Source organism: Ruminococcus sp. (assembly GCF_016287535.1).
In the GTDB taxonomy this organism is placed as follows: Bacteria; Bacillota; Clostridia; order Oscillospirales; family Ruminococcaceae; genus Ruminococcus.
Window position 1 is genome coordinate 13960 of record NZ_JAEFAJ010000001.1, and the last position, 25375, is coordinate 39334.

Annotated in this window: 22 protein-coding genes and 2 tRNA genes; 16 read left to right on the plus strand and 8 right to left on the minus strand. The window is 40.3% G+C overall.

Annotated elements, in window-relative coordinates; genetic code table 11:
* Positions 1-51 precede the first annotated feature (51 nt).
* Both QZZ36_RS00070 and QZZ36_RS00075 read right to left on the minus strand, forming a co-directional pair.
* Positions 52-135: transfer RNA gene (locus tag QZZ36_RS00070), tRNA-Leu, on the minus strand.
* 43 nt (positions 136-178) lie between these two features.
* A tRNA-Pro gene (locus QZZ36_RS00075) sits at positions 179-255 on the minus strand.
* Positions 256-492: 237 nt separating this feature from the next.
* Between QZZ36_RS00075 and QZZ36_RS00080 the strand changes: the two genes are divergently transcribed.
* From QZZ36_RS00080 to pyrB, 12 genes are all read left to right on the plus strand, one after another.
* Positions 493-1725, plus strand: coding sequence for a UDPGP type 1 family protein (locus QZZ36_RS00080; protein WP_295074829.1), 1233 nt, complete (start codon positions 493-495; stop codon positions 1723-1725).
* A gap of 73 nt (positions 1726-1798) precedes the next feature.
* Positions 1799-3541 (plus strand): ABC transporter ATP-binding protein, encoded by a 1743-nt coding sequence (locus QZZ36_RS00085; RefSeq protein WP_295074832.1) that lies wholly within the window; start codon positions 1799-1801, stop codon positions 3539-3541.
* Entirely contained in the window at positions 3525-5264 is a 1740-nt protein-coding gene (locus QZZ36_RS00090) for an ABC transporter ATP-binding protein (RefSeq protein WP_295074835.1), read from the plus strand. Before QZZ36_RS00085 ends, QZZ36_RS00090 begins: the two co-directional genes overlap by 17 nt.
* A 33-nt stretch (positions 5265-5297) precedes the next feature.
* Positions 5298-5963 (plus strand): phage head-tail adapter protein, encoded by a 666-nt coding sequence (locus tag QZZ36_RS00095; protein ID WP_295074838.1) that lies wholly within the window; start codon positions 5298-5300, stop codon positions 5961-5963.
* Positions 5964-6141: 178 nt separating this feature from the next.
* A complete protein-coding gene (locus QZZ36_RS00100; protein ID WP_295074841.1) occupies positions 6142-6945 on the plus strand; it encodes a hypothetical protein in 804 nt (267 codons plus the stop codon).
* Complete coding sequence (locus QZZ36_RS00105) at positions 6946-7635, plus strand: class D sortase (RefSeq protein WP_295074844.1); 690 nt, start codon at positions 6946-6948, stop codon at positions 7633-7635.
* Positions 7632-8528 carry a hypothetical protein gene (locus QZZ36_RS00110; RefSeq protein ID WP_295074847.1) on the plus strand — a complete coding sequence of 299 codons (897 nt, stop codon included), beginning with the start codon at positions 7632-7634 and terminating at the stop codon, positions 8526-8528. Before QZZ36_RS00105 ends, QZZ36_RS00110 begins: the two co-directional genes overlap by 4 nt.
* Before the next feature lie 177 nt (positions 8529-8705).
* On the plus strand, positions 8706-9494 hold the full coding sequence (locus tag QZZ36_RS00115) for an MIP family channel protein (protein ID WP_295074850.1): 789 nt from the start codon (positions 8706-8708) through the stop codon (positions 9492-9494).
* A 206-nt stretch (positions 9495-9700) separates the two neighbouring features.
* Positions 9701-10684 carry a tyrosine recombinase XerC gene (locus QZZ36_RS00120; protein ID WP_295074853.1) on the plus strand — a complete coding sequence of 328 codons (984 nt, stop codon included), beginning with the start codon at positions 9701-9703 and terminating at the stop codon, positions 10682-10684.
* 96 nt (positions 10685-10780) lie between these two features.
* On the plus strand, positions 10781-12652 hold the full coding sequence (gene asnB / locus QZZ36_RS00125) for an asparagine synthase (glutamine-hydrolyzing) (RefSeq protein WP_295074856.1): 1872 nt from the start codon (positions 10781-10783) through the stop codon (positions 12650-12652).
* 15 nt (positions 12653-12667) lie between these two features.
* Positions 12668-13336 (plus strand): HD domain-containing protein, encoded by a 669-nt coding sequence (locus tag QZZ36_RS00130; RefSeq protein WP_295074859.1) that lies wholly within the window; start codon positions 12668-12670, stop codon positions 13334-13336.
* Positions 13337-13357: 21 nt separating this feature from the next.
* The gene (gene pyrB / locus QZZ36_RS00135) at positions 13358-14440 is read left to right on the plus strand and encodes an aspartate carbamoyltransferase (RefSeq protein ID WP_295074862.1); all 1083 of its coding nucleotides are present in this window, start codon (positions 13358-13360) and stop codon (positions 14438-14440) included.
* 40 nt (positions 14441-14480) lie between these two features.
* On the opposite strand, the gene QZZ36_RS00140 is transcribed toward pyrB, so the two are convergent.
* Both QZZ36_RS00140 and QZZ36_RS00145 read right to left on the minus strand, forming a co-directional pair.
* Entirely contained in the window at positions 14481-15545 is a 1065-nt protein-coding gene (locus tag QZZ36_RS00140; protein ID WP_295074865.1) for an FkbM family methyltransferase, read from the minus strand.
* A 20-nt stretch (positions 15546-15565) separates the two neighbouring features.
* On the minus strand, positions 15566-15988 hold the full coding sequence (locus QZZ36_RS00145; RefSeq protein WP_295074868.1) for a PH domain-containing protein: 423 nt from the start codon (positions 15986-15988) through the stop codon (positions 15566-15568).
* 291 nt (positions 15989-16279) lie between these two features.
* Between QZZ36_RS00145 and rpsO the strand changes: the two genes are divergently transcribed.
* Entirely contained in the window at positions 16280-16546 is a 267-nt protein-coding gene (rpsO, locus tag QZZ36_RS00150; RefSeq protein ID WP_295074871.1) for a 30S ribosomal protein S15, read from the plus strand.
* Between the two features lie 170 nt (positions 16547-16716).
* Positions 16717-18831, plus strand: a complete 2115-nt coding sequence (locus tag QZZ36_RS00155; protein WP_295074874.1) for a polyribonucleotide nucleotidyltransferase — start codon at positions 16717-16719, stop codon at positions 18829-18831.
* Between the two features lie 86 nt (positions 18832-18917).
* Here the strand turns inward: QZZ36_RS00155 and nrdG are convergent, their stop codons facing one another.
* The 3 genes from nrdG to QZZ36_RS00170 all read right to left on the minus strand — a co-directional run bounded on the left by nrdG (position 18918) and on the right by QZZ36_RS00170 (position 22858).
* Positions 18918-19418: an anaerobic ribonucleoside-triphosphate reductase activating protein gene (gene nrdG, locus QZZ36_RS00160; protein ID WP_295074877.1), complete on the minus strand. Its 501-nt coding sequence runs from the start codon at positions 19416-19418 to the stop codon at positions 18918-18920.
* Between the two features lie 9 nt (positions 19419-19427).
* Entirely contained in the window at positions 19428-21746 is a 2319-nt protein-coding gene (locus QZZ36_RS00165) for an anaerobic ribonucleoside triphosphate reductase (protein ID WP_295074880.1), read from the minus strand.
* Between the two features lie 248 nt (positions 21747-21994).
* The gene (locus QZZ36_RS00170) at positions 21995-22858 is read right to left on the minus strand and encodes a hypothetical protein (protein WP_295074883.1); all 864 of its coding nucleotides are present in this window, start codon (positions 22856-22858) and stop codon (positions 21995-21997) included.
* 215 nt (positions 22859-23073) lie between these two features.
* Here QZZ36_RS00170 and QZZ36_RS00175 point away from each other — a divergent pair, with 215 nt between their 5' ends.
* Both QZZ36_RS00175 and pyrE read left to right on the plus strand, forming a co-directional pair.
* Entirely contained in the window at positions 23074-23415 is a 342-nt protein-coding gene (locus QZZ36_RS00175; RefSeq protein ID WP_295074886.1) for a zinc ribbon domain-containing protein, read from the plus strand.
* 47 nt (positions 23416-23462) lie between these two features.
* Positions 23463-24116 (plus strand): orotate phosphoribosyltransferase, encoded by a 654-nt coding sequence (gene pyrE, locus QZZ36_RS00180; RefSeq protein ID WP_295074889.1) that lies wholly within the window; start codon positions 23463-23465, stop codon positions 24114-24116.
* Between the two features lie 37 nt (positions 24117-24153).
* Here the strand turns inward: pyrE and QZZ36_RS00185 are convergent, their stop codons facing one another.
* On the minus strand, positions 24154-25317 hold the full coding sequence (locus QZZ36_RS00185) for a permease (RefSeq protein WP_295074892.1): 1164 nt from the start codon (positions 25315-25317) through the stop codon (positions 24154-24156).
* Positions 25318-25375 lie beyond the last annotated feature (58 nt).

The following is a 25375-nucleotide window of genomic DNA, read 5'->3' on the forward strand; positions in this document are numbered from 1 at the left end:
CCAAAGATACAGAACAAAAAATCGCAGGCTTCAAAAACCTGCGATCGTAAGTGCCGCTGACCGGACTTGAACCGGTACGATATTGCTACCGAGGGATTTTAAGTCCCTTGTGTCTGCCAATTCCACCACAGCGGCTTAAAAAGCGGTATATCGCACATTGACGATATACCGCCGTTTCTGGTCGAGGTGACAGGATTTGAACCTGCGGCCCCTACGTCCCGAACGTAGTACTCTACCAAACTGAGCCACACCTCGACAGCAATAATATTATACTACAAACGGGAAGTAATGTCAAGTGTAAATATTTTTTGTTTAATTATTTTTATTTTTTTACAATATTGTTTTTGCCAGTGAAGCTATATCTATCAGGCTTTTTTAAGTATCAGGTCTATGTAAAGTACGAGTTTGGTTATTAGTATGATTGACATATAATATTGATTATGTTATAATGTATAATAAATAAATGAGATAATAATTTTGAAGGAGGAGTTTATGATAAGTCGTGAAGAAGCAATGAATATCATTTCAAAATATGGGCAGGAGCATTTACTTGATCATTTTGATGAACTGAGCAGTGATGAAAAGAAGGAGCTTCTTGGACAGATAGAGCTCATCGACTTTTCGGTGCTTGAAAATCTTGATGCTGATAAAAATGTTAATGCAGTGCGTGGCAGATTTGAACCTCTCGGAGCTGTTACCATTGATGATATCGCATCAAACAGTAAGGAATATATTCAAACCGGTATTGAAGCAATAAAAGCAGGTAAGGCGGCTGCTGTGCTTCTTGCCGGAGGACAGGGCACAAGACTTGGCTTTGACAAGCCCAAGGGAATGTTCAATATAGGCGTTGACAAGGAACTTTATATATTTGAGTGCCTTATAAACAATCTTATGGATGTGGTAAAACTTGCAGGCAGTTTTATCCCTTTATACATTATGACCAGCGTTAAGAACAACAGGGATACAGTTGATTTTTTTGCAGAGAAGAACTATTTTGGCTATGATCCTGAATATGTTCACTTCTTTATGCAGGACATGGCGCCTTCAGTTGATTTTGACGGTAAGATACTGATGGAAAGCAGATCAAGGATATCGGTTTCGCCCAATGGCAACGGCGGTTGGTTTTCTTCACTTGTACGTGCAGGAATGCTTGATGAAATCAAGAAAGAAGGCGTGGAGTGGCTCAATGTTTTCGCAGTCGATAACGTACTTCAGCGTATTGCAGATCCGGGATTTATAGGAGCTGTGATCAAATCGGGGCTCCAGTCCGGCGGAAAAGTGGTCAGCAAGGCTGCGCCTGAAGAAAAGGTCGGTGTTCTTTGCCTTGAGGACGGTATGCCTTCGATCGTTGAGTATTATGAGATGACTGACGAAATGAGAACCCTGCTTGATGAAAAAGGTGAACTTGCTTATAAATACGGCGTTATACTTAACTATCTTTTCAATGTAAAAAAGCTTGAGGAGATATGTGACAAGAAGCTGCCTGTACATATAGTTGACAAGAAAATACCCTTTATGAATGAAAAAGGAGAATATATTACACCTGAATCTCCCAATGGACATAAATTTGAAACGCTTGTCCTTGATATGGTACATATGCAGGACAGCTGTCTGGCATATGAGGTAGTACGTGAAAAGGAATTTGCTCCGGTAAAAAACGCTGTAGGTGTTGATTCTGTCGAAACTGCAAGAGAACTTCTTAAAGCAAACGGAGTAGAAATATGATAATCAGCGACACTTCCGGATATTCGGAAGTGTCGCTGTATATATGAAAACATTCAGGTGATGGGACACAAATATGAAAAATTTACTCGTATTTTTGAAAAACTATAAGAAGGAACTTGTTTTAGGTCCTTTTTTTAAGCTGCTTGAAGCTGTTTTTGAACTGATTGTTCCGGTAGTCATGGCAAAAATCATTGACAGAGGAATAGGCTGTCGTGATTCCGGATATGTGATAAAAATGAGCGGACTTATCGTATTGCTTGGCGTATGCGGGTTATGCTTCGCTCTGACTTGTCAGTATCTTGCGGCAAGATGCGCATACGGTTTCGGTACTGAACTGAGGGCGGCGCTGTATAAGCATATCAATTCTCTGTCGTACAGCAGTATAGACAGAATAGGAACATCTTCCCTTGTAAATCGTCTGACAAATGATACCAATACAGTTCAGAACGGCGTGAATATGTTTATAAGACTTGCTGTCAGAGCCCCTTTTCTTGTCATCGGAGCTGCTGTTATGGCTGTAACTATAGACAGAAAGCTTTCATTTGTCTTTTTTGTGGTCGCTCCTCTTATTTCTGTAATAATTTTCTTAATAATGAAGAAAACCGTCCCAATGTACAGAAAAAATCAGCAATGTCTTGACCGTGCATCTATGCTCACTCGTGAATCTCTTGAAGGCGCAAGAGTAATAAGAGCTTTTTCACGACAGCAGGAAGAGGTGGATGAATTCAGGGATGCTGTGGATGAGATATCATCCTGTTCGGTTGCTGTTGGTAAAATATCTGCAATTCTGAATCCTGTCGCGTTCATGGTAATGAACCTCGGTATAGTAGCCGTTATATGGTTCGGCGGAAAAAGAATAAATACAGGCGGACTTACGCAGGGGGAGCTCACCGCATTTACAAATTATATGACTCAGATACTGCTTGCACTTGTTGTGCTTGCAAATCTTATAGTTATATTTACAAAGGCTTTCGCCTCTGCCAACCGTATAAGCGAAATATTCTCTCTTGAACCTGAAATGAACGGAAATGTAACTGTTCTTGAAAAAGATGCTGAAAATATCATTGAATTCAAAGATGTTTCCTTTGCATATGAAGGTGCAGGTGATTATTCTTTAAAAAATATAAGTTTTTCTGTCAGGCGCGGCGATATGCTTGGAATTATAGGCGGTACCGGCTGCGGAAAAACAACGCTTGCCAATTTGATACCATGCTTTTATAAAGCTTCTGAAGGCACGGTGGCAGTTTCGGGAGTTGAAGTCGACAGAATAGAGCCTGATGTACTTAGAAAAAGAATAGGTACGGTTCCGCAGAAGGCGGTGCTTTTTACCGGTACTATACGTCAGAATATGCAGTGGCAGAAGGCAGACGCGACCGATGATGAGATCGTTTCGGCGTTAAAAACCGCTCAGGCCTGGGAATTTGTCAGCAAGATGCCCGACGGACTTGATACGGTTGTATCACAGGGAGGAAGGAATCTTTCGGGAGGTCAGAAACAGCGTATTTCCATTGCCCGTGCTCTTGTTGGACAGCCTGATATATTGATACTTGACGATTCGACAAGCGCACTCGACTACAAAACGGATTTCGCATTCAGAAAAGCTCTTCGCAGTGATCTTCCGTTTACTACAGTTGTTATGATATCACAGAGAACCACTTCTCTGAAAGATGCCGATCAGATAATCGTTATGGAGGACGGAGAAGCTGTCGGAATCGGAAAACATGACGATCTTATACAGAAATGTGATGTTTATAACGAAATATATATTTCGCAGATGAATCAGAAGGAGGGTGAAGCTGATGGCAAAAATACTTAAAAGAGTTATCCTTTATGCACGCCCTTACCTGAAATATTTTGTTCTCACAATTATATTTGCGGCTGCCGGAGTCTCTCTTTCTTTAGCTGTGCCTGTATTTATCGGTGAAGGTGTTGATTGCTGTACGGGTAAAGGAGAAGTTGTTTTTTCCGACCTTCTGAGAATAATTACAGCCCTTGCTTCGGCAGTTGGCGCAAGTACACTTTTCCAATGGTTAATGAGCCTTTATACAAATAAACTCGCATTCCTGACAATTCGCGATCTGAGGGCTGATATTTTCAATAAACTCCAACGGGTACCGCTCAGATATATTGACGGTCATACAAAAGGAGAGCTTACAAGCCGTGTTATAAATGATATAGAGATAATATCCGACGGGCTTCTTCAGGGATTTGCGCAGCTTTTCAGCGGAGTCATAACTATTATAGGAACTTTGATATTTATGATGACAATAAATTACAGGATCGCGATAGTTGTTGTAATACTTACACCTCTGTCTTTTGTTGCGGCTTCAAGGATAACAAAGGCTTCTCATGATTCTTACATGAAGCAGTCAAAGCTTCGCGGAGATATGGTCGGACTTGCTGAAGAGCTTGCAGGCAACCAGAAGATCGTCAAGGCATTTGTTTATGATAAAAGAGCCGAAGAACGATTTGACGAGGTCAACAATGCTTATGGTCAGATCGGAGCTAAAGCAACATTTTTCAGTTCCATGACAAATCCGACTACAAGATTTGTTAACGGACTTATTTATGCAGCTGTCGGAATGCTTGGAGCTCTTGGTGTTATAGGCGGATCTTCGTTTACCGGTGCAATGACCGTAGGTAAGCTGTCAAGTTTTCTTGCTTATTCAAATCAGTATACTAAGCCTTTTAACGAAATATCAGGTGTAATAGCTGAGCTTCAGAATGCTGTTGCTTCTGCTCAAAGAGTTTTTACTCTCCTTGATGAAGAAGAGATACCTGATGATTCTGACAAGGAGATACTCGAATCATGTGACGGAAGTATAAAGCTTTCCAATGTTTTTTTCTCATATGATCCCAAGGTCAAGCTGATACAGAATTTCAGTCTTGATGTCAGTCCGGGACAGCGTATAGCTATAGTTGGTCCTACCGGCTGCGGAAAATCAACTGTCATCAATCTTCTGCTGCGGTTTTATGATATAGACAGTGGAAAGATAGAAGTATCCGGAAAGGATATCTCGGAGATAACACGTAACAGCCTGCGCAGCAATTTTGGAATGGTGCTTCAGGAAACATGGATATTTACAGGAACTGTTGCTGAAAATATAGCTTATGGTGTGCCGGACGCAACAAGAGAGCAGATAATACAGGCTGCCAAAGCAGTTTATGCTCACGGTTTTATCAAAAGACTTCCAAAGGGCTATGATACGGTAATAAATGAAAACAGCGGACTTTCCCAGGGACAGAAGCAGCTTATCTGTATTGCAAGGATAATGCTTATGGATCCTCCTATGCTTATACTTGACGAGGCTACAAGTTCTATCGACCTCAGAACTGAACAGCGCATACAAAAAGCATTCGTAAAGCTGATGAAAGGCAGAACCAGCTTTATTATCGCTCACAGGCTTTCTACTATAAAGAATTCTGATGTGATTCTTGTCATGAAGCATGGTGATATAATAGAACAGGGAAGTCACGAACAGCTGATGCAAAAGGGTGGTTTTTATTCAGAGCTTTATAACAGCCAGTTTGCATCATAATAATAAAATTTTTTGTATTTATGGTGGATCACAATGAATAAAGAATGGTCAGAGCTCAATAAAACATTCCAGCTTCAACTTAAAAAGGAAGAAACATACAAGGACGGGATAGCAACTCTTTTAAAACTGAGAGAAAAGCTTATGCAGGTCATGGAAGATCTGAAAAGCCGGTATACAAGAGAAGAATTCAATGCTATACCGTTTATTAACGCAGATGGCTATCACTCTAAAACAATGGCATATTCAATATGGCATATTTTCCGTATTGAGGATATTACAGCTAATATGCTTATTGCTGATGATGATCAGGTTTTCTTTGCAGGAGACTACAAGGAGCGTATAAATTCGCCGATAATCACAACAGGAAATGAGCTTGTAAAAGAGCAGATTTCTGATTTTTCAAAGCAGCTGAATCTTGACGAACTATATCTGTATGCTGAAGAGGTGAAAAGTCACACCGAAAGTATGTTAAATTATTTATCATATGATTCGCTGAAAAAGAAAGTTTCTTATGAAATGAAAGAAAAGCTCAAAGGATCAAAGGTCGTGAGTGAATACGAAAACGCTGTTTGGCTTATAGATTACTGGTGCGGGAAAGACATTCGCGGGCTTATACAAATGCCGTTTTCTAGGCACTGGATAATGCATACCGAAGCCTGTCTCAGAATAGCTGATAAGCTGGACAAACAGCATAAATGAGTTTTTATAACTGAAAGCACATAATGTTCGGCTTTCAGTTATTTTTCTGCCCGTAATACGTGCAAAGCTTTTTAAGAAAAAAATTTTGCTGGGAAATCTTTCGATAAAAGAATCCTTGACATTTATTAAACAAAGGGATATAATAATTTTGTATATATACGAAGAGGAGGTAGTTTATATGCAGAGAAGAAAAATTTTCAGCGGTATCACTGCAGCTGCAGCTGTCAGCGCTGCCCTTTATTCCTTAACTTCCAATGCAGCTACAGTTGATGATGTAGCCGCGGTTGCCCGTTCATACGGCTATTCGGAAGAAGATATCCAGGCAGGCTATAATGCATACTATGAAAATCCTGACAAATATACGCCTGATATACTTGATCAGGTTATAGCATATCTTCACGCAGCAGGAAATCAGATAATCGCAACAGCTCCTCAGGAGGAAGCAGCTCCTGTTATTACAACTACTACTGAAACTGCGCCTTCAGGCGAACCAGCTGAAGAAGTTCAGCCGCCTCCTGATAACGGTATTACTCTTACAGCTTCCGACGGCTCATCTTTTATAAGGATAAGCCGTGAAGAATTCATAAGTATGGCTTATGATGAAAAAATGACGTATGTACACAGCTTTACACCAGCGCAGCAGCAGGCGATAATCGATGATCTCAGTCCTGAGGAATATAAAAGCCTTATAAAACAGAGTCCTGCCGATCAGAAGATACAGATAGTCGGAAAACTTTCCGAAGCAGCAGAAGAAATGGGGCTTAATGTTACTGTTGATGAGATAACGGATAACTCCCTTACTGTTGCTATGCGAAATGAAAAAGGAGAGCTTCTGAATGTATCAACAGCAGGTGCAGCTGTTGAAGACACAGGATATGACAGAAGAGGTATCCTTGCTGCATCAGCTGCTTTTATCAGCATAGGAACAGCTGCAGCATATCTTCTTATACGCAGAATGAAAAGAAACGGATCGGAGAACTGAATGAATAAACAACAAAGTAAAGACGAACGCTTAATCCACGTTGCAACACCGTTTATACTGCTTTTTATATGTGTTGGTATATTTATAGCAGCTATGATAAAACCGGCTGATAAGTTAAAGGTATACTTTAACCTTGCTTTTATGGATAACCTGAAAAGTAATCCTGAGGCAGCAGGTTCCGGACTTGTAATCAGAGAAAATGATATCATAGATGACTATAGTGGAGAAACGTATGAAGAGGGCGAATTTATACGTCCGAAATTCGGTGAGATGTATGCAGTAATGACAGCCTCTGCTTTTGATATTCAGATACCTGTATACTGGGGAAGCAATTCCGAGCTGTTTGAACGGGGCGCCTGTCAGTCGTCCGGTTCTAAGATAATTGGAGAACAGGGCAATTCTGTCATCAGCGCTCATGAGGATACCTATTTTGCTGACCTTTATAAGCTGAAAAAAGGCGATAAGATCACCTTAAAAACAAATTACGGAGAATTTGTTTATACAGTTACCGAAACAATAAGCTTTAATAAAAGTGATGGAAAATATGTTTCACCATCTGAAAAATCCAAGCTCACACTTTATACCTGCAAAAAGAATGTCCTCGGAAACTCTGACGAACGTATAGGTGTTATATGTGAGCCTACTGAGACAAAATTTTACAGAAAAGCAGGGGAGGGAGATTCAAAATGAAAAAGGTAAGTACTTATCTTCCTTCACTTATAATTTCTGTTTTTCTTGTATTTCTCACTATAGCATGTTCTGCAATTTTACTTGTCGATATAAATGTATCAGCTCCGAAAATCAAAAGCCTTGCAGAGAAAAACGAACTTGAATCAAAAATATACACAGAAATAGAAAGGTATTATACTGACAAGTACAATACAACAGGAATCCCTGCTGAAGTATATATGGATGCTATAGATACTCGATATATCAGGTCTTTTGAAGAAGCTTATATTGATTCGGCGTTTGAAGCACTTAACAGCAATGGTATAATGGCGGATATTCATCCGGCAAATGAAAAACTCGAAAATAATATTGACATCTTCTTTAATGACTTTGCAGATAAGAATAACTATAAAAAGGACGAAAACTTTACCAGCAAGCTCAGCAATACCAAGGACAGCGCATATTCAACAATCGGTTCATACTGTGATGTCTACAAGTTTTCCGCAATGAGCAGCAGGGGAGTCTTTCCAAAAATTGCAAGAGTGTACTCCCGTAAAAACGCAATAACCGCACTTCTTATCGGAGCAGTTGTTTGTATTATACTGCTTCTTTTCCTGATAAATCGCAAAAGGAAGATCACTGTGATGTACTGGACAGGAATTTCTGCAATAATTGCAGGGATCCTCGGAATGATACCAAGCATATACCTTATCACAAGCAGATACTATGATTCATTTTCAATTAAGCAGCCGGCTGTCTTTACAGCGTTCACAAGCGCTATGTATAAGTATACAGAAGCATTTATGGCGATACAAATCGCCTTACTCGTATTCGGAATCGCTATGGTCGTTATATATGGTATAATAGGTGAAAAGAAAAAGTATCCGGATACCAAGCCTACACAAATTGATTAATAATCATTGTGTACTTAACAATTAAAAATAAAATATAAAGCCAAATTTATAATGTTTGCAACATCTAACAATATAAATTTGGCGATTTTATTAGAAAATATTGACATTAAACTATAAATGATGATATAATTAATTTATCGGTTCGACCGGATATTTTATTATTAAGGAGGCAATTTTATGGAATCAATCAAAAAATACGTTGCAGAAGTAATCGGTACATTTGTACTTGTACTTCTCGGCTGCGGTACAGCGATGCTTGTAGGCTGTGATTCTGCAAACGGCTGCGGATACATCCTTACAGCGCTTGCGTTCGGCCTTGTAATTGTAGGTATGGCTTATTGCATAGGCAACATATCAGGCTGTCACATCAATCCGGCTGTATCACTTGGTGTTCTTATCAGCGGTGGAATGACATTTACAGATTTTGTAGGCTATGTAGTTTCGCAGTGTGTAGGCGCAATTGCGGGAACAGGCGTTTTAAAGCTCATCTTCGATCTCGGCAATGTTGTGGATAAAACAGGCGGTTACGGCGCAAACGGGCTTGCCGGTGTAAACGGAAGTTCAGGTGCAGGTATTATAGTAGAGATAGTTCTCACATTCATTTTTGTAATGACTATACTTGGTGTAACATCAAAGAAATCCAATCATGGCTCATTTGGCGGACTTATTATAGGTCTTACTCTTACATTGGTTCATATATTCGGAATAGGACTTACAGGAACCTCTGTAAATCCGGCAAGAAGCCTCGGACCTGCAATACTTGCCGGAGGCGATGCTCTTAATGATCTTTGGGTATTTATTATAGGACCGTTTATTGGAGCAATACTTGCAGCAGTTATTTATAAAGCACTTGAGTCATCAAATAAGACTGTAAAGCATACAGCTGAAAAAGCAGCTCCTGAAAGGATAACTGAAACCGTAAAGAAAGCTTCTTCAGGCACAAACAATAAAAAGAAGAAAAAATGATAAAAAGCTCCCTGATGGGAGCTTTTTTATATCCTGTCATATAATTTGTTCTTGAATATATTAAAGGAAAGTGCTATAATGATGATAATGAAATTTAAGACAAAGTTTCACCAAATCAAAGTTTGGTGAAACTTTGTATAATATAGATAGAATGAATTGAATTGGAGTTTGACGTTTTAGTTCAAACGGAAAAAGGAAGTGATTATATGGAAAACTATAACAGCAATTCCAATCCGGAGTTTCTCAACAATTATCTTGTGCATATGAAAATAGTTAAGTTGCTTGCAGAACGTACAATTGAAGAATATTATACAGATATCAGACTGTTTTTACGATTTGTTTATGAGAATAATCATAATACAGGCATGACTCTTGAAGAAATAGACATACATGATATGTCCGAATCAGAACTTAGGAAAATTTCAGTATCTGATATTTACAATTTTATATTCTATACATCTGATGAACGACATAACAAAGATAGAGCAAGATACAGAAAAATCTCCTCGTTAAGAAGTTTCTTTAAATATCTTGAAAAAGTCGCTCATATCATTGAGGATAATCCTACAAAAGATCTTGATGTGCCTGTACCTAAAACTTCATTGCCAAAGTTCCTGTCTCTTAATGAGAGCTTACGTCTACTTGAAACGGCGGATTCAGCAGATTCAAAGCGTGATTATTGCATTATAACACTTTTTTTGAACTGCGGTATGCGTCTGAGCGAGCTTGTAGGTATAAATATCAAAGATATTGATTTTTATGAAAATCGTTTGAAAGTTCTTGGAAAGCGCAGTAAGGAACGTATGGTTTATCTTAATTCTGCCTGTGTTGACGCATTGAACAAATATCTTTCTGTAAGGAAAAATAATCCTAAAGCTGCAGATGAACCGGCTCTTTTCATAAGTAATCAGAATCGTCGCATATCTAAGCGCAGAGTTCAGCAGATCGTTGAGGATACTCTTATCAAAGCCGGACTTGACGGAAAAGGCATAACCACTCACAAACTCCGCCACACTGCTGCAACATTAATGTATCAATACGGTGATGCTGATGTCCTGACGCTTAAAGAACTGCTTGGACACGCAAGTATCTCCACAACAGAAATATATACACATCTTAATGATGAAAATGTCAGAAATGCAATTGAGAGCAATCCCCTTTCAAAAATCAAATCAAACGATAAAAAATAGTATACTGTTTTACCGGTTTACTGTTGCAAATTATGTTTTTTTGTAGTATAATATTTTGGGAGATTTAATAGCTTATCTAATCGGAGGTCACAGTATATGTGCGGAATCGTAGGTTTTACGAATAATATCAGCAATTCTGACGAAGTTCTCGGCAAAATGATGGACAGGATCAAACACAGAGGTCCGGATGCATACGGAAAATATATCGATGATGATATTGCTCTTGGTCATCGCAGACTGAGCATTATTGATGTAAGTTCAAGCGGAGATCAGCCTATTTTCAATGAAGACAACTCACTTGTTATTATTTTTAACGGTGAAATATATAATTATATGTCAATAAAAGAAAAGCTGATCGAAGCAGGTCATAGGTTCAGAACGAATACGGATACTGAAGTTCTTATTCACGGCTATGAGGAATACGGTGAAAAGCTTCTTGATATGCTGAGAGGAATGTTTTCCTTTGTTATATGGGATAAAAATAGAAAAGAACTGTTCGGCGCACGTGATTTTTTCGGTATCAAGCCCATGTACTATGCGAATATGAACGGAACTCTTATGTTTGGATCGGAAATAAAGAGTTTTCTTGAACACCCCAAATTTGTGAAAGAGCTTAATACTGCAGCACTTGAGAATTATTTAACTTTCCAGTACTCCCCTGCTTCCGAGACATTTTTTAAAAATGTTTACAAGCTTCCTCCTGCACATTACTTCAGATTCAGAGACGGACATTTTGAATCCAAGCGTTACTGGGACGTCCGCTTTAACGCAGATGAAACTCCGGATCTTGACGAATGGGTAAACAGAATCTCAGATACGTTTCATAACTCGGTCGAAGCTCATAAAATTGCAGATGTGGAAGTCGGATCCTTCCTTTCCAGCGGCGTAGATTCAAGTTATGTTGCAGCTGTCGCCGATGTTGACAAGACCTTTACAGTCGGTTTTGGGAACGATGAAAAATATAATGAGATTGGCTGGGCTAAAAACTTTTCAAAATATATTGGTAAAGAGAATACAAGCAAAGTGATTACTCCAGAGGAATACTGGAACAGTCTTTCAATGATACAGTATCACATGGACGAACCTCTTGCAGATCCGTCAGCTGTAGCTCTGTACTTTGTATGCAATATAGCCTCCGAAAAGCTTAAAGTAGTCCTTTCCGGAGAAGGTGCAGATGAAATATTCGGCGGATACAATGTTTACAGCGATCCTGACGGCACTCTGTACGACAAGCTCCCAAGAACAATCAGAAGAAGCATCGGAAAGCTCGCATCAAAACTACCTGCCAAAAGAGGCGTTAATTTCTTTGTCCGGAAAGGCAAGGATGTTGAAGAACGCTTTATCGGCAACGCATATATGTTTACACCTGAGGAACGTAAATCGATTCTGAAGATCAGCACAGCTGCACCTGACCCACCAGTCCTGACAAAGCCTTTCTATGATAATGTCAGAGGAAAAGACGACGTTACAAAAATGCAGTACCTTGATCTTCATATGTGGATGGCAGGAGATATTCTTCTCAAAGCAGACAAAATGAGTATGGCAAATTCACTTGAACTCAGAGTTCCGTTTCTCGATAAAGAGATCATGGCGCTTGCTGAAAGGATACCGACTAAATACAGAGTTACACATGACAAAAGTACAGATGAAACAAAATATATCACAAAATATGCTATGAGACTTGCTGCAAAGAAAGATACTCCTGAACAGACCGCCAAAACAGCAGCCAAAAAGAAACTCGGCTTTCCTGTTCCCATAAGAGTATGGTTAAAGGAAGCAAAATACTATGATATAGTAAAGAGCTGCTTTGAGAGTGAAAGTTCAAAGAAATTCTTCAATACCGCTCCCCTGCTAAAGCTGCTTTACGATCATCGTGACGGTAAAGCTGATAACAGCAGAAAGATCTGGACAGTTTTCATATTCCTTGTATGGTATAAGGTGTATTTTGAAAATGACGGGAAATATTGATTAACAGGAGAGATTATGGCAAGTATAGTTACCTATAAATATATTAAACAGAATCCTGATATTATGGAATATATCAGGCGTGCAGATCAGGCACTTGAAGCTCTCGGATATACAGAGCATTCATTTCCTCACGTTGAACGTGTAGCCCACACATCTGCAATGATACTTGAAGGGCTCGGATTCGACGAACGTACTGTTGAACTTGCTCGTATTGCTTCAATAATGCATGATATCGGAAATGTTATAAACCGTGTCGATCACGCTCAGAGCGGTGCTGTAATGGCTTTCAGACTTCTTGACTGCCTCAGTATGCCAGCAGATGAGATATGTTCTATTATTTCGGCTATCGGTAATCATGATGAAGGCACAGGTCAGCCTCTTGACGCTATTTCCGCAGCAATGATAATCGGTGACAAGACGGATGTACGAAGAAGCCGCGTCCGGAATACCGATCTTCTTACCTTTGATATACACGACCGTGTAAATTATGCTGTTGAAAAGTCTGCGGTCAGATTCAACGAAGATAAATCATCAATTATACTCGAACTTCAGATTGATACAGAAATATCCTCTGTACTTGAATATTTTGAGATATTTATGAAACGTATGCTGCTTTGCAGAAGAGCTTCCGAATATCTCGGAGTACAGTTTGAAATGATAATAAACGGCAGCAAAATACTTTAAACCGTACCGGAGGTCAAAAATATGTTTTCAGAATATCAGCACCTTATTGACTTGAATGATTATCCAGTTTCCTGGTGGAAAAAGGTGGTTGAACTTGGTGAGGAGATCTATAAAGCGCCTGAAAAATTCGCACACGTATGTGACGGAAAGATCATGGCAACTCTTTTCTATGAACCTTCCACAAGAACACAGATGTCATTTCAGACAGCTATGATACGACTCGGAGGACAGATCATCGGATTCGATAATCCTGCCAATTCTTCAGTCGCAAAGGGAGAAACAATAAAGGATACTACTAAGATCGTAAGTAACTATTCAGATGTTCTTGTTATACGTCATCCTGTTGCCGGTGCTGCAAAAGCTGCCTCTCTTACAGCTGACTGTTCAGTAATAAATGCAGGCGACGGCGGTCATCTTCACCCTACTCAGACTCTTACAGATCTTCTTACACTGAAAATAGAGAAGAAAAAGCTTTCCGGACTTACTGTCGGAATGTGCGGTGATCTTCTGAACGGAAGGACAGTACATTCACTTTGTAAGGCTCTCAGTATGTTCCCTGACAACAAATTCGTTTTCATATCTACAAATGAACTTGGTATGCCGGCATATATCAAGGATATAATCAAGGCAAACGGAAGCAGTTATAAGGAAGTACATACTCTTGAAGAAGCAATAGGCAGTCTCGATGTGCTGTATATGACAAGAATACAGCAGGAACGCTTCGCAAGCGAAGAAGAGTATCTCGCTCAGAAAAACACGTATGTACTTGATAAGAAAAAAATGCTGAGCGCAGGAAAAGATATGATCGTTATGCATCCCCTGCCCCGTGTTGATGAAATAACTGTTGAGGTTGATGATGACGAAAGGGCTATGTATTTCAAGCAGGCAAAATATGGTATGTTTGTGCGCATGGCACTTATTATGACTATTCTCAAAGAAAAGAAAGCCTCCGAAACGCTCAGGGGAAAGGTTTTCAGCGGCGTAAAGTGTTCAAATCCGAATTGTATTACAAATCATGAGGAATACCTGCCGAAGAGTTTCCGTTCAAGCGGAGATGAAACTCTTCTTGAATGTGAATACTGCGACGAAAGAAAGCTTATATAATAAAGAAAAGCGATAGACTTTGGTCTATCGCTTTTAATATTTATACTGTCGCATACAGATTTGTTTCCCATGCCGGTATGTAAAGCTGATGACGTATATAGAGCTTATACGAAGGGTTCAGCTTCTTTATCAGTATCGGCAGTTCAAAAATATCTTCATTTCTGTGATAAAGTGATACCATAAGCTTTGGAGCATAATGAGCTATCGTTATGGATGAACCCCATATAGCCTCACGCTCAAAGCCCTCAACGTCCATTTTTATTATGGTTGCAGGACGTTTTGCGAGTATACTGTCTACAGAAAGCGCTCCGACAACATTTTCAGACTCAGCACTTATTGATGACTGGCGACCAGCCTTTGAAGCAAATGGCAGTTCGCAGTCGATACACCATGCAGCGGAATTGTATGCATAAACATGAGGCATTCCGTCAATGAATTTTGCAAGCTTCTTGAAATTCTTCTTATCAGGCTCAAGTGCATATATTGATACGTACTTTCCGTGGGTAAACTCTAAAAGTTCTTTTATAGTATCTCCGTTATATGCTCCAAGATCGACATATACCTCGTTTAATGTAGGTTTTATAATCTTCTTGTATATATCTGCTTTTGTAGTCGTAACCTCTGAAAGATACTCTATTTTGCCGCTTATTTTGAAATTAATTATATTTGCATAGACTTTTCTCGAATAGTCATCTGCAAGACTGTCATAGACCTGCTGTATCTTTTCTGCATTCTCTTGGCAGTATTCATAAGTAAAAAGTCCCCTGCCCACTACAGGCACATCCGGAACATACAGTGTATGTTTCGCTGCGATCTCCTGAACCTTATCAACGATCTCCTGATATCCGGCGGCAAACGCAAGAACTACAACAAAATCGTCTACAGCCTCTTCTATCTCTGACAGTTTATGTACTCTGTATCCTTCAAATGAATGTCCTCTTACAAAATCGTCGCTTGCAAAGATACCTGCTACAGTTATATGCTTTTCACGGAAAACAGACATTATTTTTAATGCTCCGTCGCCCATTCCGTATATGAATATAGGACGTTCTTCCTCTTTCAGTCTGTCCCAGCTGGATTGTTTTTCAGTAATAAACGAGAGCATCTGCCAAATCACCTCTGAAATCAAAAATCTCCGTCTTCATCGTGGGCGTCGTCAAAATCATCATAATGATCGTGATCTGAATGGAAGCCCATCATATCTCTTCCTCTTATGCCGTATCTGTCACGCATAATGTTAAGATATTTGTCTATAAGTTCTGAAACTTTTCTGACATTTTTTACACAGTGTACTTCCTTTGAGGGAGTATCAGCGTCACGGCTGTATATAATTATCGTTCCGCAGTTAACGAGGCGCTGAAAGAACGGATATTTAACCTTTTTATCTGTGACCTTGTAAAGATCAATTTCATCTTCATCAACATTCAGAAAACCTGTACGGGTGATAAATTTGGTTTCTGTAAGATAATAACGAGTAAAAGTAAGAGGCAGACCGAAAATGGATCTTTTTTTGTCTGTCCATACATATTCAAAAGCATTTTTTTTCATTATTGATCCTCCAATCCGTTTATCATGCATTCTCTGTATATCTATTTTAACACATTACGTCTGAATAGTCAACTATATTCTTTAATAAAACATCATGCGCCGGCACAGTATATGTTTTTTTCATCTTAACTGACAGATTTTTACAAGAAAAATACGATAAAAATCAAAAAAAGGCTTTACAAAAATACAATAATATGGTATAATATTATCACCGTGTACTTGGTCCGGGGCTTGTCCTCGACTTTCACCCCCTACTGAGTTTACGGAATATTTTATCAAGAGGTGCTTCAAATGTTATTGAAGGATGAAAAGACAGCCGTTATTGAGGCTAACAGAACACACGAAAACGACACAGGTTCACCTGAGGTTCAGATCGCTATTCTTACAAGAAGAATCAACGACCTTACAGACCACCTCAAGAGCCACAAGAATGATCACCACTCAAGAAGAGGTCTTCTGAAGATGGTTGGTCACAGACGTAACCTTCTTGCATATCTCAAGAAGAAGGATATCAACAGATACCGCGCTATCGTAGAAAAGCTCGGTCTCCGTAAGTAATCATGTGTATGAAGGCAGTGGGGTTCTGTACCCTTCTGCCTTTACGTCTATCAGAGTGCAGGGATTAGAAGTCAGAGGCAAGCGTCAGAAATCTTATATTTCTGACTTTTACCTCTAACTTCTAAAAGCTCTCCTCTGATGAAAATTTTCTGAAAATGGAGGCAAATCAGATGTTTGAAAATTACAGAACTTTTGAAACAACTTATGCCGGCAGACCGCTTATAGTTGAGACTGGAAAGACCTGCGGACTTTCCAACGGTTCCTGTTGGGTAAGATACGGCGAAACTGTCGTAATGGCAAATGTTACAGCAAGCGCAAAGCCGAGAGAAGGCGTTGACTTCTTCCCTCTTTCAGTTGACTATGAGGAAAGACTGTATTCTGTAGGCAGAATCCCCGGTTCGTTCACAAAGCGCGAGGGCAAGCCTTCCGAAAAGGCTATCCTCACTTCACGCTGTGTTGACCGTCCTATACGTCCTCTTTTCCCGAAGGATATGAGAAACGACGTTTCAGTTGTAATGACCGTCCTCGCAGTTGAGCCTGACAATTCACCTGAGATCGCAGGTATGATAGCTACTTCAGTTGCTATATCAATATCGGACATTCCGTGGAACGGTCCTATCGCCGGAATCAACGTAGGTCTTGTTGACGGTGAGATCGTTCTCAATCCTACTCTTGAGCAGAGAACCAAGACAGATCTTAACCTTACTGTTGCAGGTACTGCCGAGAAGATCGTTATGATCGAGGCCGGCGCTAACGAGGTTCCTGAGGACACAATGCTTGAGGCTATCCTTAAAGGTCATGAAGAGATCAAGAAAATGGTAGCTTTCATCAGCGATATCCGCTCACAGATCGGTAAGCCCAAGTTCACTTTTGAATCAATGGAAGTTGACCATGATATGTTCGACGCTATCGAAGCATTCGCTTCAGAGCGTGTTAAGTTTGCACTCGATACCAACGACAAGAACATTCGTGATGAGCGGCTTGCTCCTATCGTTGACGATATCCACGCAAACTTTGATGAAAAGTATCCTGAGCAGATCCCTATGATCGACGAGTGTATCTACAAGCTCCAGAAGAAGATCGTTCGTGCATGGCTTTATGAAGGCAAACGTGTTGACGGACGTGGTATAGACGAAATTCGTCCTCTTGCCGCAGAAGTCGGTATACTCCCCCGTGTTCACGGTTCTGGTCTTTTCACAAGAGGTCAGACACAGGTTCTTACAGTTTGTACACTTGGTCCTGTAAGCGACTGCCAGAAGATCGACGGTCTCGATGAAGAGGACTCAAAGAGATATATGCACCAGTACAATTTCCCGAGCTATTCTGTCGGTGAAACTAAGCCGAGCAGAGGTCCCGGTCGTCGTGAGATAGGTCACGGTGCTCTTGCTGAAAGAGCTCTTGCTCCTGTTATTCCTTCGGTTGAGGACTTCCCGTATGCTCTGAGACTTGTTTCTGAGGTACTCTCTTCAAACGGTTCAACTTCACAGGGCTCTATCTGCGGCTCAACACTTGCTCTTATGGACGCAGGTGTTCCGATAAAGGCGCCTGTAGCCGGTATATCCTGCGGACTTATCACTCTTCCCGACAGTGATGATTTCATGACCATGGTCGATATACAGGGCCTTGAGGACTTCTTCGGCGATATGGACTTCAAGGTTGGCGGTACTCATAAGGGTATCACTGCTATACAGGTAGATATCAAGGTAGACGGTCTTACTCCCGCTATTATCAAGCAGGCATTTGAAAAGACAAGAAAGGCTCGTATCTATATTCTCGACGAGATCATGCTCAAGGCTATTCCGGAAAGCAGACCTACAGTCAATAAGTACGCTCCCAAGATGCTTCAGACAAAGATCCCTGTTGACAAGATTAGAGAGGTCATCGGTCAGGGCGGTAAGGTCATCCAGAAGATCTCTGCTGACTGTGACGTCAAGATCGACATAAACGATGACGGAAATGTATTTATCAGCGGTGTTGATGCTGACAATGCAAACAAGGCACTCCAGATAATCCACACTATTGCCAACGATCCCGAAGTAGGTGCGATTTACAAGGGCAAGGTTGTTAGGATCATGGATTTCGGTGCATTTGTCGAGATTGCACCAGGCAAGGACGGACTTGTTCACATATCAAAGCTTGACAAGCAGAGAGTTGAAAAAGTCGAAGATGTTGTTTCTATCGGTGACGAGATCGTTGTAAAGGTTACTGAGATCGACCGTCAGGGCAGGATCAACCTCTCACGCAAGGACGCACTTGCTGAGATTGAAGCCAAGAGACAGGGCTGATATACCAATAATTCGGGCGGTCATTTGACCGCCATTATCTTGTATTATACAGAAAAAGCAGACCTTTGCGGTCTGCTTTTTAATATTTATGGTTCAGTTTCGACTGCTTTTCCTGTTTCAAGGCTTTTTTTACAGTCGATATATCTCTGATTTGAACTTCCGCGAAACTTTATTTCCCAATCCTTCTGTTCAAGGATAAAAGGTCCATCAATAAGAATATCAGTAACACCCAAAAGCTCATCCCAGTTATTAAGACTTCGCTCTTCATAGAGCTTCTCAAAAGTATAGCCCGTATACGTAACGATATTGAGTCCAAGCTCTTTGATCTGTTTACCGAGCGAAGCAAGCGCTTCCGCCTGACAGAAAGGCTCTCCCCCGCTGAATGTCACGCCGTCCAGCAATGGATTACCTTTTATTTTTTCAAGCAGCTCCTCAGTATCCGCAACAGTACCGCCTTCAAAATCATGGGTCTGCGGATTGTGGCAGCCCTTGCAGTTATGAGGGCAGCCCTGAACAAATACAGTAAATCTTATTCCCGGACCGTCAACGATAGAATCGTTAACGGTTCCGGCAATTCTAAGTTTCATTATATCACCTTATACATCATGCTTTACGCGGTCATGTTCCTCCGCGCGTTTACCGTTATTGAAACGGTCAAGTGTTCCCACAAGGTATCCTGTTATACGGCGTATCCTGTCGAAAGCTACATTGTCGGAATGCTCCTTCCTGCCGCAGCATGGACAAGTTTCACCGATTATACCGGTATATCCGCAGCATGGATCACGGTCAACAGGGTGATTGATAGCGCCGTAGCCTATGCCTGATTCCTTCATGCAGCGTACTATCTTCTCGAAGGCACTGAGATTTTCAAGAGGATCGCCGTCAAGCTCAATATAGCTTATATGTCCGGCATTTGTAAGCTCATGGTAAGGAGCTTCGATCTTTATCTTATCAAAAGCGCTGATAGGATAATAAACCGGTACATGGAAGGAGTTTGTATAGTAATCACGGTCTGTAACACCTTCGATAACGCCGTATTTTTTAGCGTCCATGCGTACAAAACGTCCTGAAAGTCCTTCTGCCGGAGTAGCAAGAAGCGAGAAGTTGAGTCCTGTGCGCTTTGATTCTTCATCAAGGCGTTTTCTCATTGATGTAACTATCTCAATACCGAGCTCTCTTGCCTCTTCACTTTCACCATGATGAGCACCGATAAGAGCTTTAAGTGTTTCAGCAAGTCCGATAAATCCAACGGAAAGCGTACCGTGTTTGAGCACCTCGCCTACTGTATCATCAGGACCGAGTTTGTCAGAGTCTATCCAGATACCCTGTCCCATAAGGAAAGGATAATTCCTTACTCTCTTCTGTGACTGGATATTGAATCGATGCATTAGCTGAGCAATGACAAGCTCCATTTTCTCTTCAAGCATATCGAAGAAAAGCCCAACATTGTGATCTGCCTTTATTGCAAGTCTCGGGAGATTTATAGATGTGAAGCTGAGATTTCCCCTGCCTGTAACTATTTCTCTTGAAGGATCATAATTATTTCCGATAACTCTTGTACGGCAGCCCATATATGCTATCTCTGTATCAGGATTGCCTTCCTTGTAATACTGAAGGTTATATGGTGCGTCAATAAACGAGAAATTCGGGAAGAGTCTCTTTGCGGATACTCTGCAGGCAAGCTTGAAAAGATCATAGTTCGGATCGGTAGGATTATAGTTGATTCCTTCCTTGATCTTGAAAATATGGATCGGGAATATAGGAGTTTCACCATTTCCGAGACCAGCTTCCTGAGCAAGAAGAACATTCTTTATTACCATTCTTCCTTCAGGAGATGTATCTGTACCATAATTTATTGAGCTGAACGGAGTCTGTGCGCCGGCACGGCTGTTCATGGTGTTAAGGTTGTGGATAAGTGCCTCCATAGCCTGATAAGTAGCCCTGTCTGTTTCCTTTTCAGCATTTCTTGTAGCGAAAGCCTGAATTTTCTCAGCAGTTTCCTTATCTGTATACTTCAGCAGCAGTTCCATTTCCTTTTCCTTGTAGCCGTTATCGTTTGCAAGGATCGGTTTCAGTTCACATTTTTCGGATAATTCTTTCTTTATTTCGTCAACTATCTCGAATTCATTTTCAACGCCGCCCAAAAGTGACAATGCCCTTGCAACATTCTGTCTGTATCTTGATGCATAGGTCTTCTTGACACCGTCAGCCATAGCATAATCAAATGTAGGGATACTCTGACCGCCGTGCTGATCGTTCTGATTGGACTGGATAGCGATACAGGCAAGTGCCGAATAGCTTGCTATATCGTTAGGCTCTCTTAAAAAGCCGTGTCCGGTGGAGAAGCCGTTAGTAAAAAGCTTCTTCAGGTCGATCTGTGTACAGGTAGTAGTCAGTGTGTAAAAATCGAGATCATGTATATGAATATCGCCCTCACGGTGAGCCTTTGCATGAGCAGACTCCAGGACGTACATCTCATAATATTCCTTGGCTGATACCGAACCGTACTTGAGCATCGTACCCATTGCGGTATCACCGTCTATATTTGCGTTCTCACGCTTTATATCACTGTCTTTTGCGGGACTGAAGGTAAGCTCGTTGAGTACGCACATCAGATTGGTTTTCATCTCACGTGAGCGTGTACGCTCATAACGGTAGAGAATATAAGCCTTTGCTGTCTTGGCGTGGCCCTTTTCAATAAGGACTTTCTCGACGAGGTCCTGTATCTCTTCAACAGTTGGAGTTTTTCCGGGATTCTGTTCCTCATAAAGTCTGCAAACTTCTACTGCAACATCCATAGCAACATTAAAATCTGTACCGCCACGTGCTTGTGCTGCTTTGAAAATAGCGTTTGCTATCTTTTCTATATTAAAAGGAACTTTTCGTCCGTCTCTTTTAATAATGTGTATTATCATTTCTATACCATACCTCCAAACACAATATATAGTGTCTGCTTTCTTGTTGCTCATATACAAGTATATAGCATTATCAAAGATATGTCAATGTAGCACTTGCACGATTCACAGCACGATAATATTTGAATTTTTGTGCAAATATGCGTATAAATTATTTAAAAAATAGACTTTCAGCTATTTTGCGGCGTTTAAAAGCGTCTACTCAATGTAAAAAAGTCGAACACTATATATAGTGTTCGACTAAAAAATTATACAGTATGACAAAGTATGTATTCAACTATTTTTTTATAGGCTTTTTCGTTGAGATTACCGTTTTGGAGATCCACATATTCCTCTGAAATGTTACCGTCAACTCCTTTTAATGCAGTATTGGTATCAAGACAGTAAACTCCTGTTGTATTGGCAATAGTAAGAAGTTTTGTATTGAATTCGTTGACAGTGTTGTTGCTGATCCCCTCAGCGTCAGCCCTAAGCGGCGGAAGCTGCATAATGTAAATATCAGCAGAATTTAGATATCCTCTTACGTTTTTGACAAAATCAGTATAATTTATGATCATGTCATCCACAGAAGCTGTGGAAATATCACTCCCGATCATAATGTAGACTTTTTCCGGCTTTTTTGCCTGAAGAATCTCATAAGCAGTTTTGTTTCCGTATGGGGATTCGATGGTAACAGAGTTGCAGCCGGCTGCGCTGAGCGACTCGCTTCCGATTACATCATTTAAATCTGTAAATTTGTCTATTCCTAACAGAGTAGAATCCGTAACAAGGCAGCAGGAACTGAGATATGAGGCATCTTTCGCCTCAGACTGAGAAATCGGATTTATAACTGAAGTTCTTACTTCCTCGTTTTCACTTTTTTCCTCACTTTTATCTTCGGTATCCGAAATGTCATCAATATTCGGAACTTTAGCATTCTTTTTTTCTACGACAACTTTATCAAACTCTTCATTCCAGAAGTTTTCATTCATATTTGCTGCTATCATATATATTGCAAAACATCCTGAAAATGAAAGAACAAAGATTAGTATAAGCCCCCAGAAGCTGAATCTTATCTTTGGTCTTCCTCTTTTTTTGTCAGATATTCTAGTAATACTTTTCTTTTTTGCCATATTCGGCTCCTTTTCAATAAAGAAATGCCGTTTCTTTTTCAAACGGGATACGTAAACCTGCTAATTATACACAAATATATTATACCTCTTTTTTAACATCTTTGCAATAGATTTTAGTTTTTTTCCAAACATTTATAATTTATTTCATAAGAGTCTTGAATTCCGGTAAAAAAAGGTCTATAATATTACTATGGTCGTTAAAAGGGGGATCAGATATGTTACACTGCGGCAAGCCCATGGTAAAGGGAACTTTCAAAATTGAAAACCGCGGAAGGAATTCACCTTTCGGATATCCGGTATCAACATTCTACGAAAATGATACTATGATATGCGAAGTGCCTGTTGATACTACCATCGGATATTATTGTACTGAATGCGGTATGCTCATAGGTGTATTTCCTTTGACTCACCCGACAGGATTTGCCGGTGAGTTCAACAAGGATATAGATGAGAGTATAGACGTACTCCCTAAAAAGATATGCATTGAATGCGGTGCAGAAATAGATCTTGATTATCCAAGATGTCCTTTCTGCGGTCATATATACGAAGAAATATAAAGCTGATGACCTGCTTGCAGGAAATATACATAACGGAGGTTATAAAAATGAATTACAAGGAAAGTTTCATAAAATTCATGGTTGACTGCGGAGTGCTTACTTTTGGAGAATTTACTCTTAAAAGCGGCAGAAAAGCTCCTTATTTTATAAATTGCGGCAACTACAAAACAGGAGCTCAGCTCGCAAAACTTGGTGAATACTACGCTGAATGCATTAAAGAAAATGATATCCCTGCAGATACACTTTTCGGACCTGCATACAAGGGAATTCCGCTTGCTGTTTCAGCTGTCGTAGCCCTCAGCAATAAATACGGTATAGATGTATCATACTGCTTTGACAGAAAGGAAGCAAAAGATCACGGTGAAGGCGGTATGTTTGTCGGAAAAACTCTCAGAGACGGTGAAAGAGTGGTTATCATAGACGACGTTATGACATCAGGCAAGGCTCTCCGAGAGTCCATGCCTAAGCTTATGACAGCTGCAGATGTTAATGTTACCGGTATGGTCATTACTGTAGACCGTATGGAAAAAGGCACAGGCGAGCTTTCCGCTGTACAGGAAGTAAAGCGTGATTTTGGCGTTATAGTTTATCCTATTGTTACGATGGAGGATATAATAGATGCAATAAAGAAGGAGATAGTTCCAGGAAAGGAATATCTTGATAAAATGCTTGAATACCGTGAAAAATACGGTGTGAAATAAAAATTAAGCGCTTCCTTTTTTCGGAAGCGCTTTTCTGTTACCTGAATAATATTATAAGGAACTGTGATACAAGAACTACTGATATCAGAGCTACAGGATATGTTGCGGCATAAGCTGATGCTACATTTTCTGTACCGGCAGTGCTTATAAGAGTACCAAGGGCAGGAGTTGATGTCATTCCTCCTGTTATTGAACCGAGATTATTGAGCAGGCTCAGCTTGAGCACATATTTTGCAAAAAGGAAACCGATTATCATGGGAACGATAGTCATTATCATTCCATATATAAAGTATACTGCGTCGAAATACTGAACAAATTTTGCACCGCCTGAAACACCGGCGCCGATAAGGAAGAACATCAGTCCGAGCTCGCGGAACACCTTTAAAGTCGATTCTTTTGGAGTTAGGGAGAATCTGCCGAAATGGCCAAAATGACCGAATATCAGTGAGACAAGAAGACATCCTCCTGTAGTTGAAAGCGAAAAATTGCCGAATTTGAAAGAACCAACAATTATTCCAAAGAACGCCGCCAACGCAAAAGGCATGATACCAAAGCTGTCCATTTCTATGAGCTTATCAGCTTTCTTAGCCTTTGCAGAATCCTTTGAAGCGGGTGCAAGCAGTTCCCTTTCCTTTTCCATATTTGCTTTCATTATCTTAGGTATTACCTGTACAAAGAGAACAACTCCTATAACACCGAATATATATGCGATAGCATAACCAACCGAAACTATGCTCTGAAGATGATCTGTTCCGACCGCATCCTTTGCCGCAGAAAAACCAGGTGTACTTGTAAGCGCACCTGAAAGAATTCCTGTAAGCATTGCCGTAAACTCTTCATTTGAGAGATCTGTGAAATTTCTGCCGACCAATATACAGCCTGCACAGGCAAGTCCTCCGCTGAAAATTATTATAATTGCAAGAAGAACATAGGACTTGAAGTTCTTCTTGAAGTTTCCGAAGAAATTAGGGCCTGCAATAAAGCCTACAGCTGTAACAAAGAGTATAAGTCCGAGGTTATCAACTATTTTCAAAGCGCTTCCGACAAAATCAGTATTTATCTCTGATGAAAGCTGTTTGTAAAAAACGCAGCCGTAAATCAGCGCTATGATGAATACACCTGCTGTACCGAGGGAAATGCCTTTTATAGTTATTCTGCCCAGAACATAACCTAATGCAGCTATAGCTATAACAGATATCATAAGAAAGGAAACGCCATGAATTGACAGAATTCCATTAAACAGTTCCATTATTTATCAC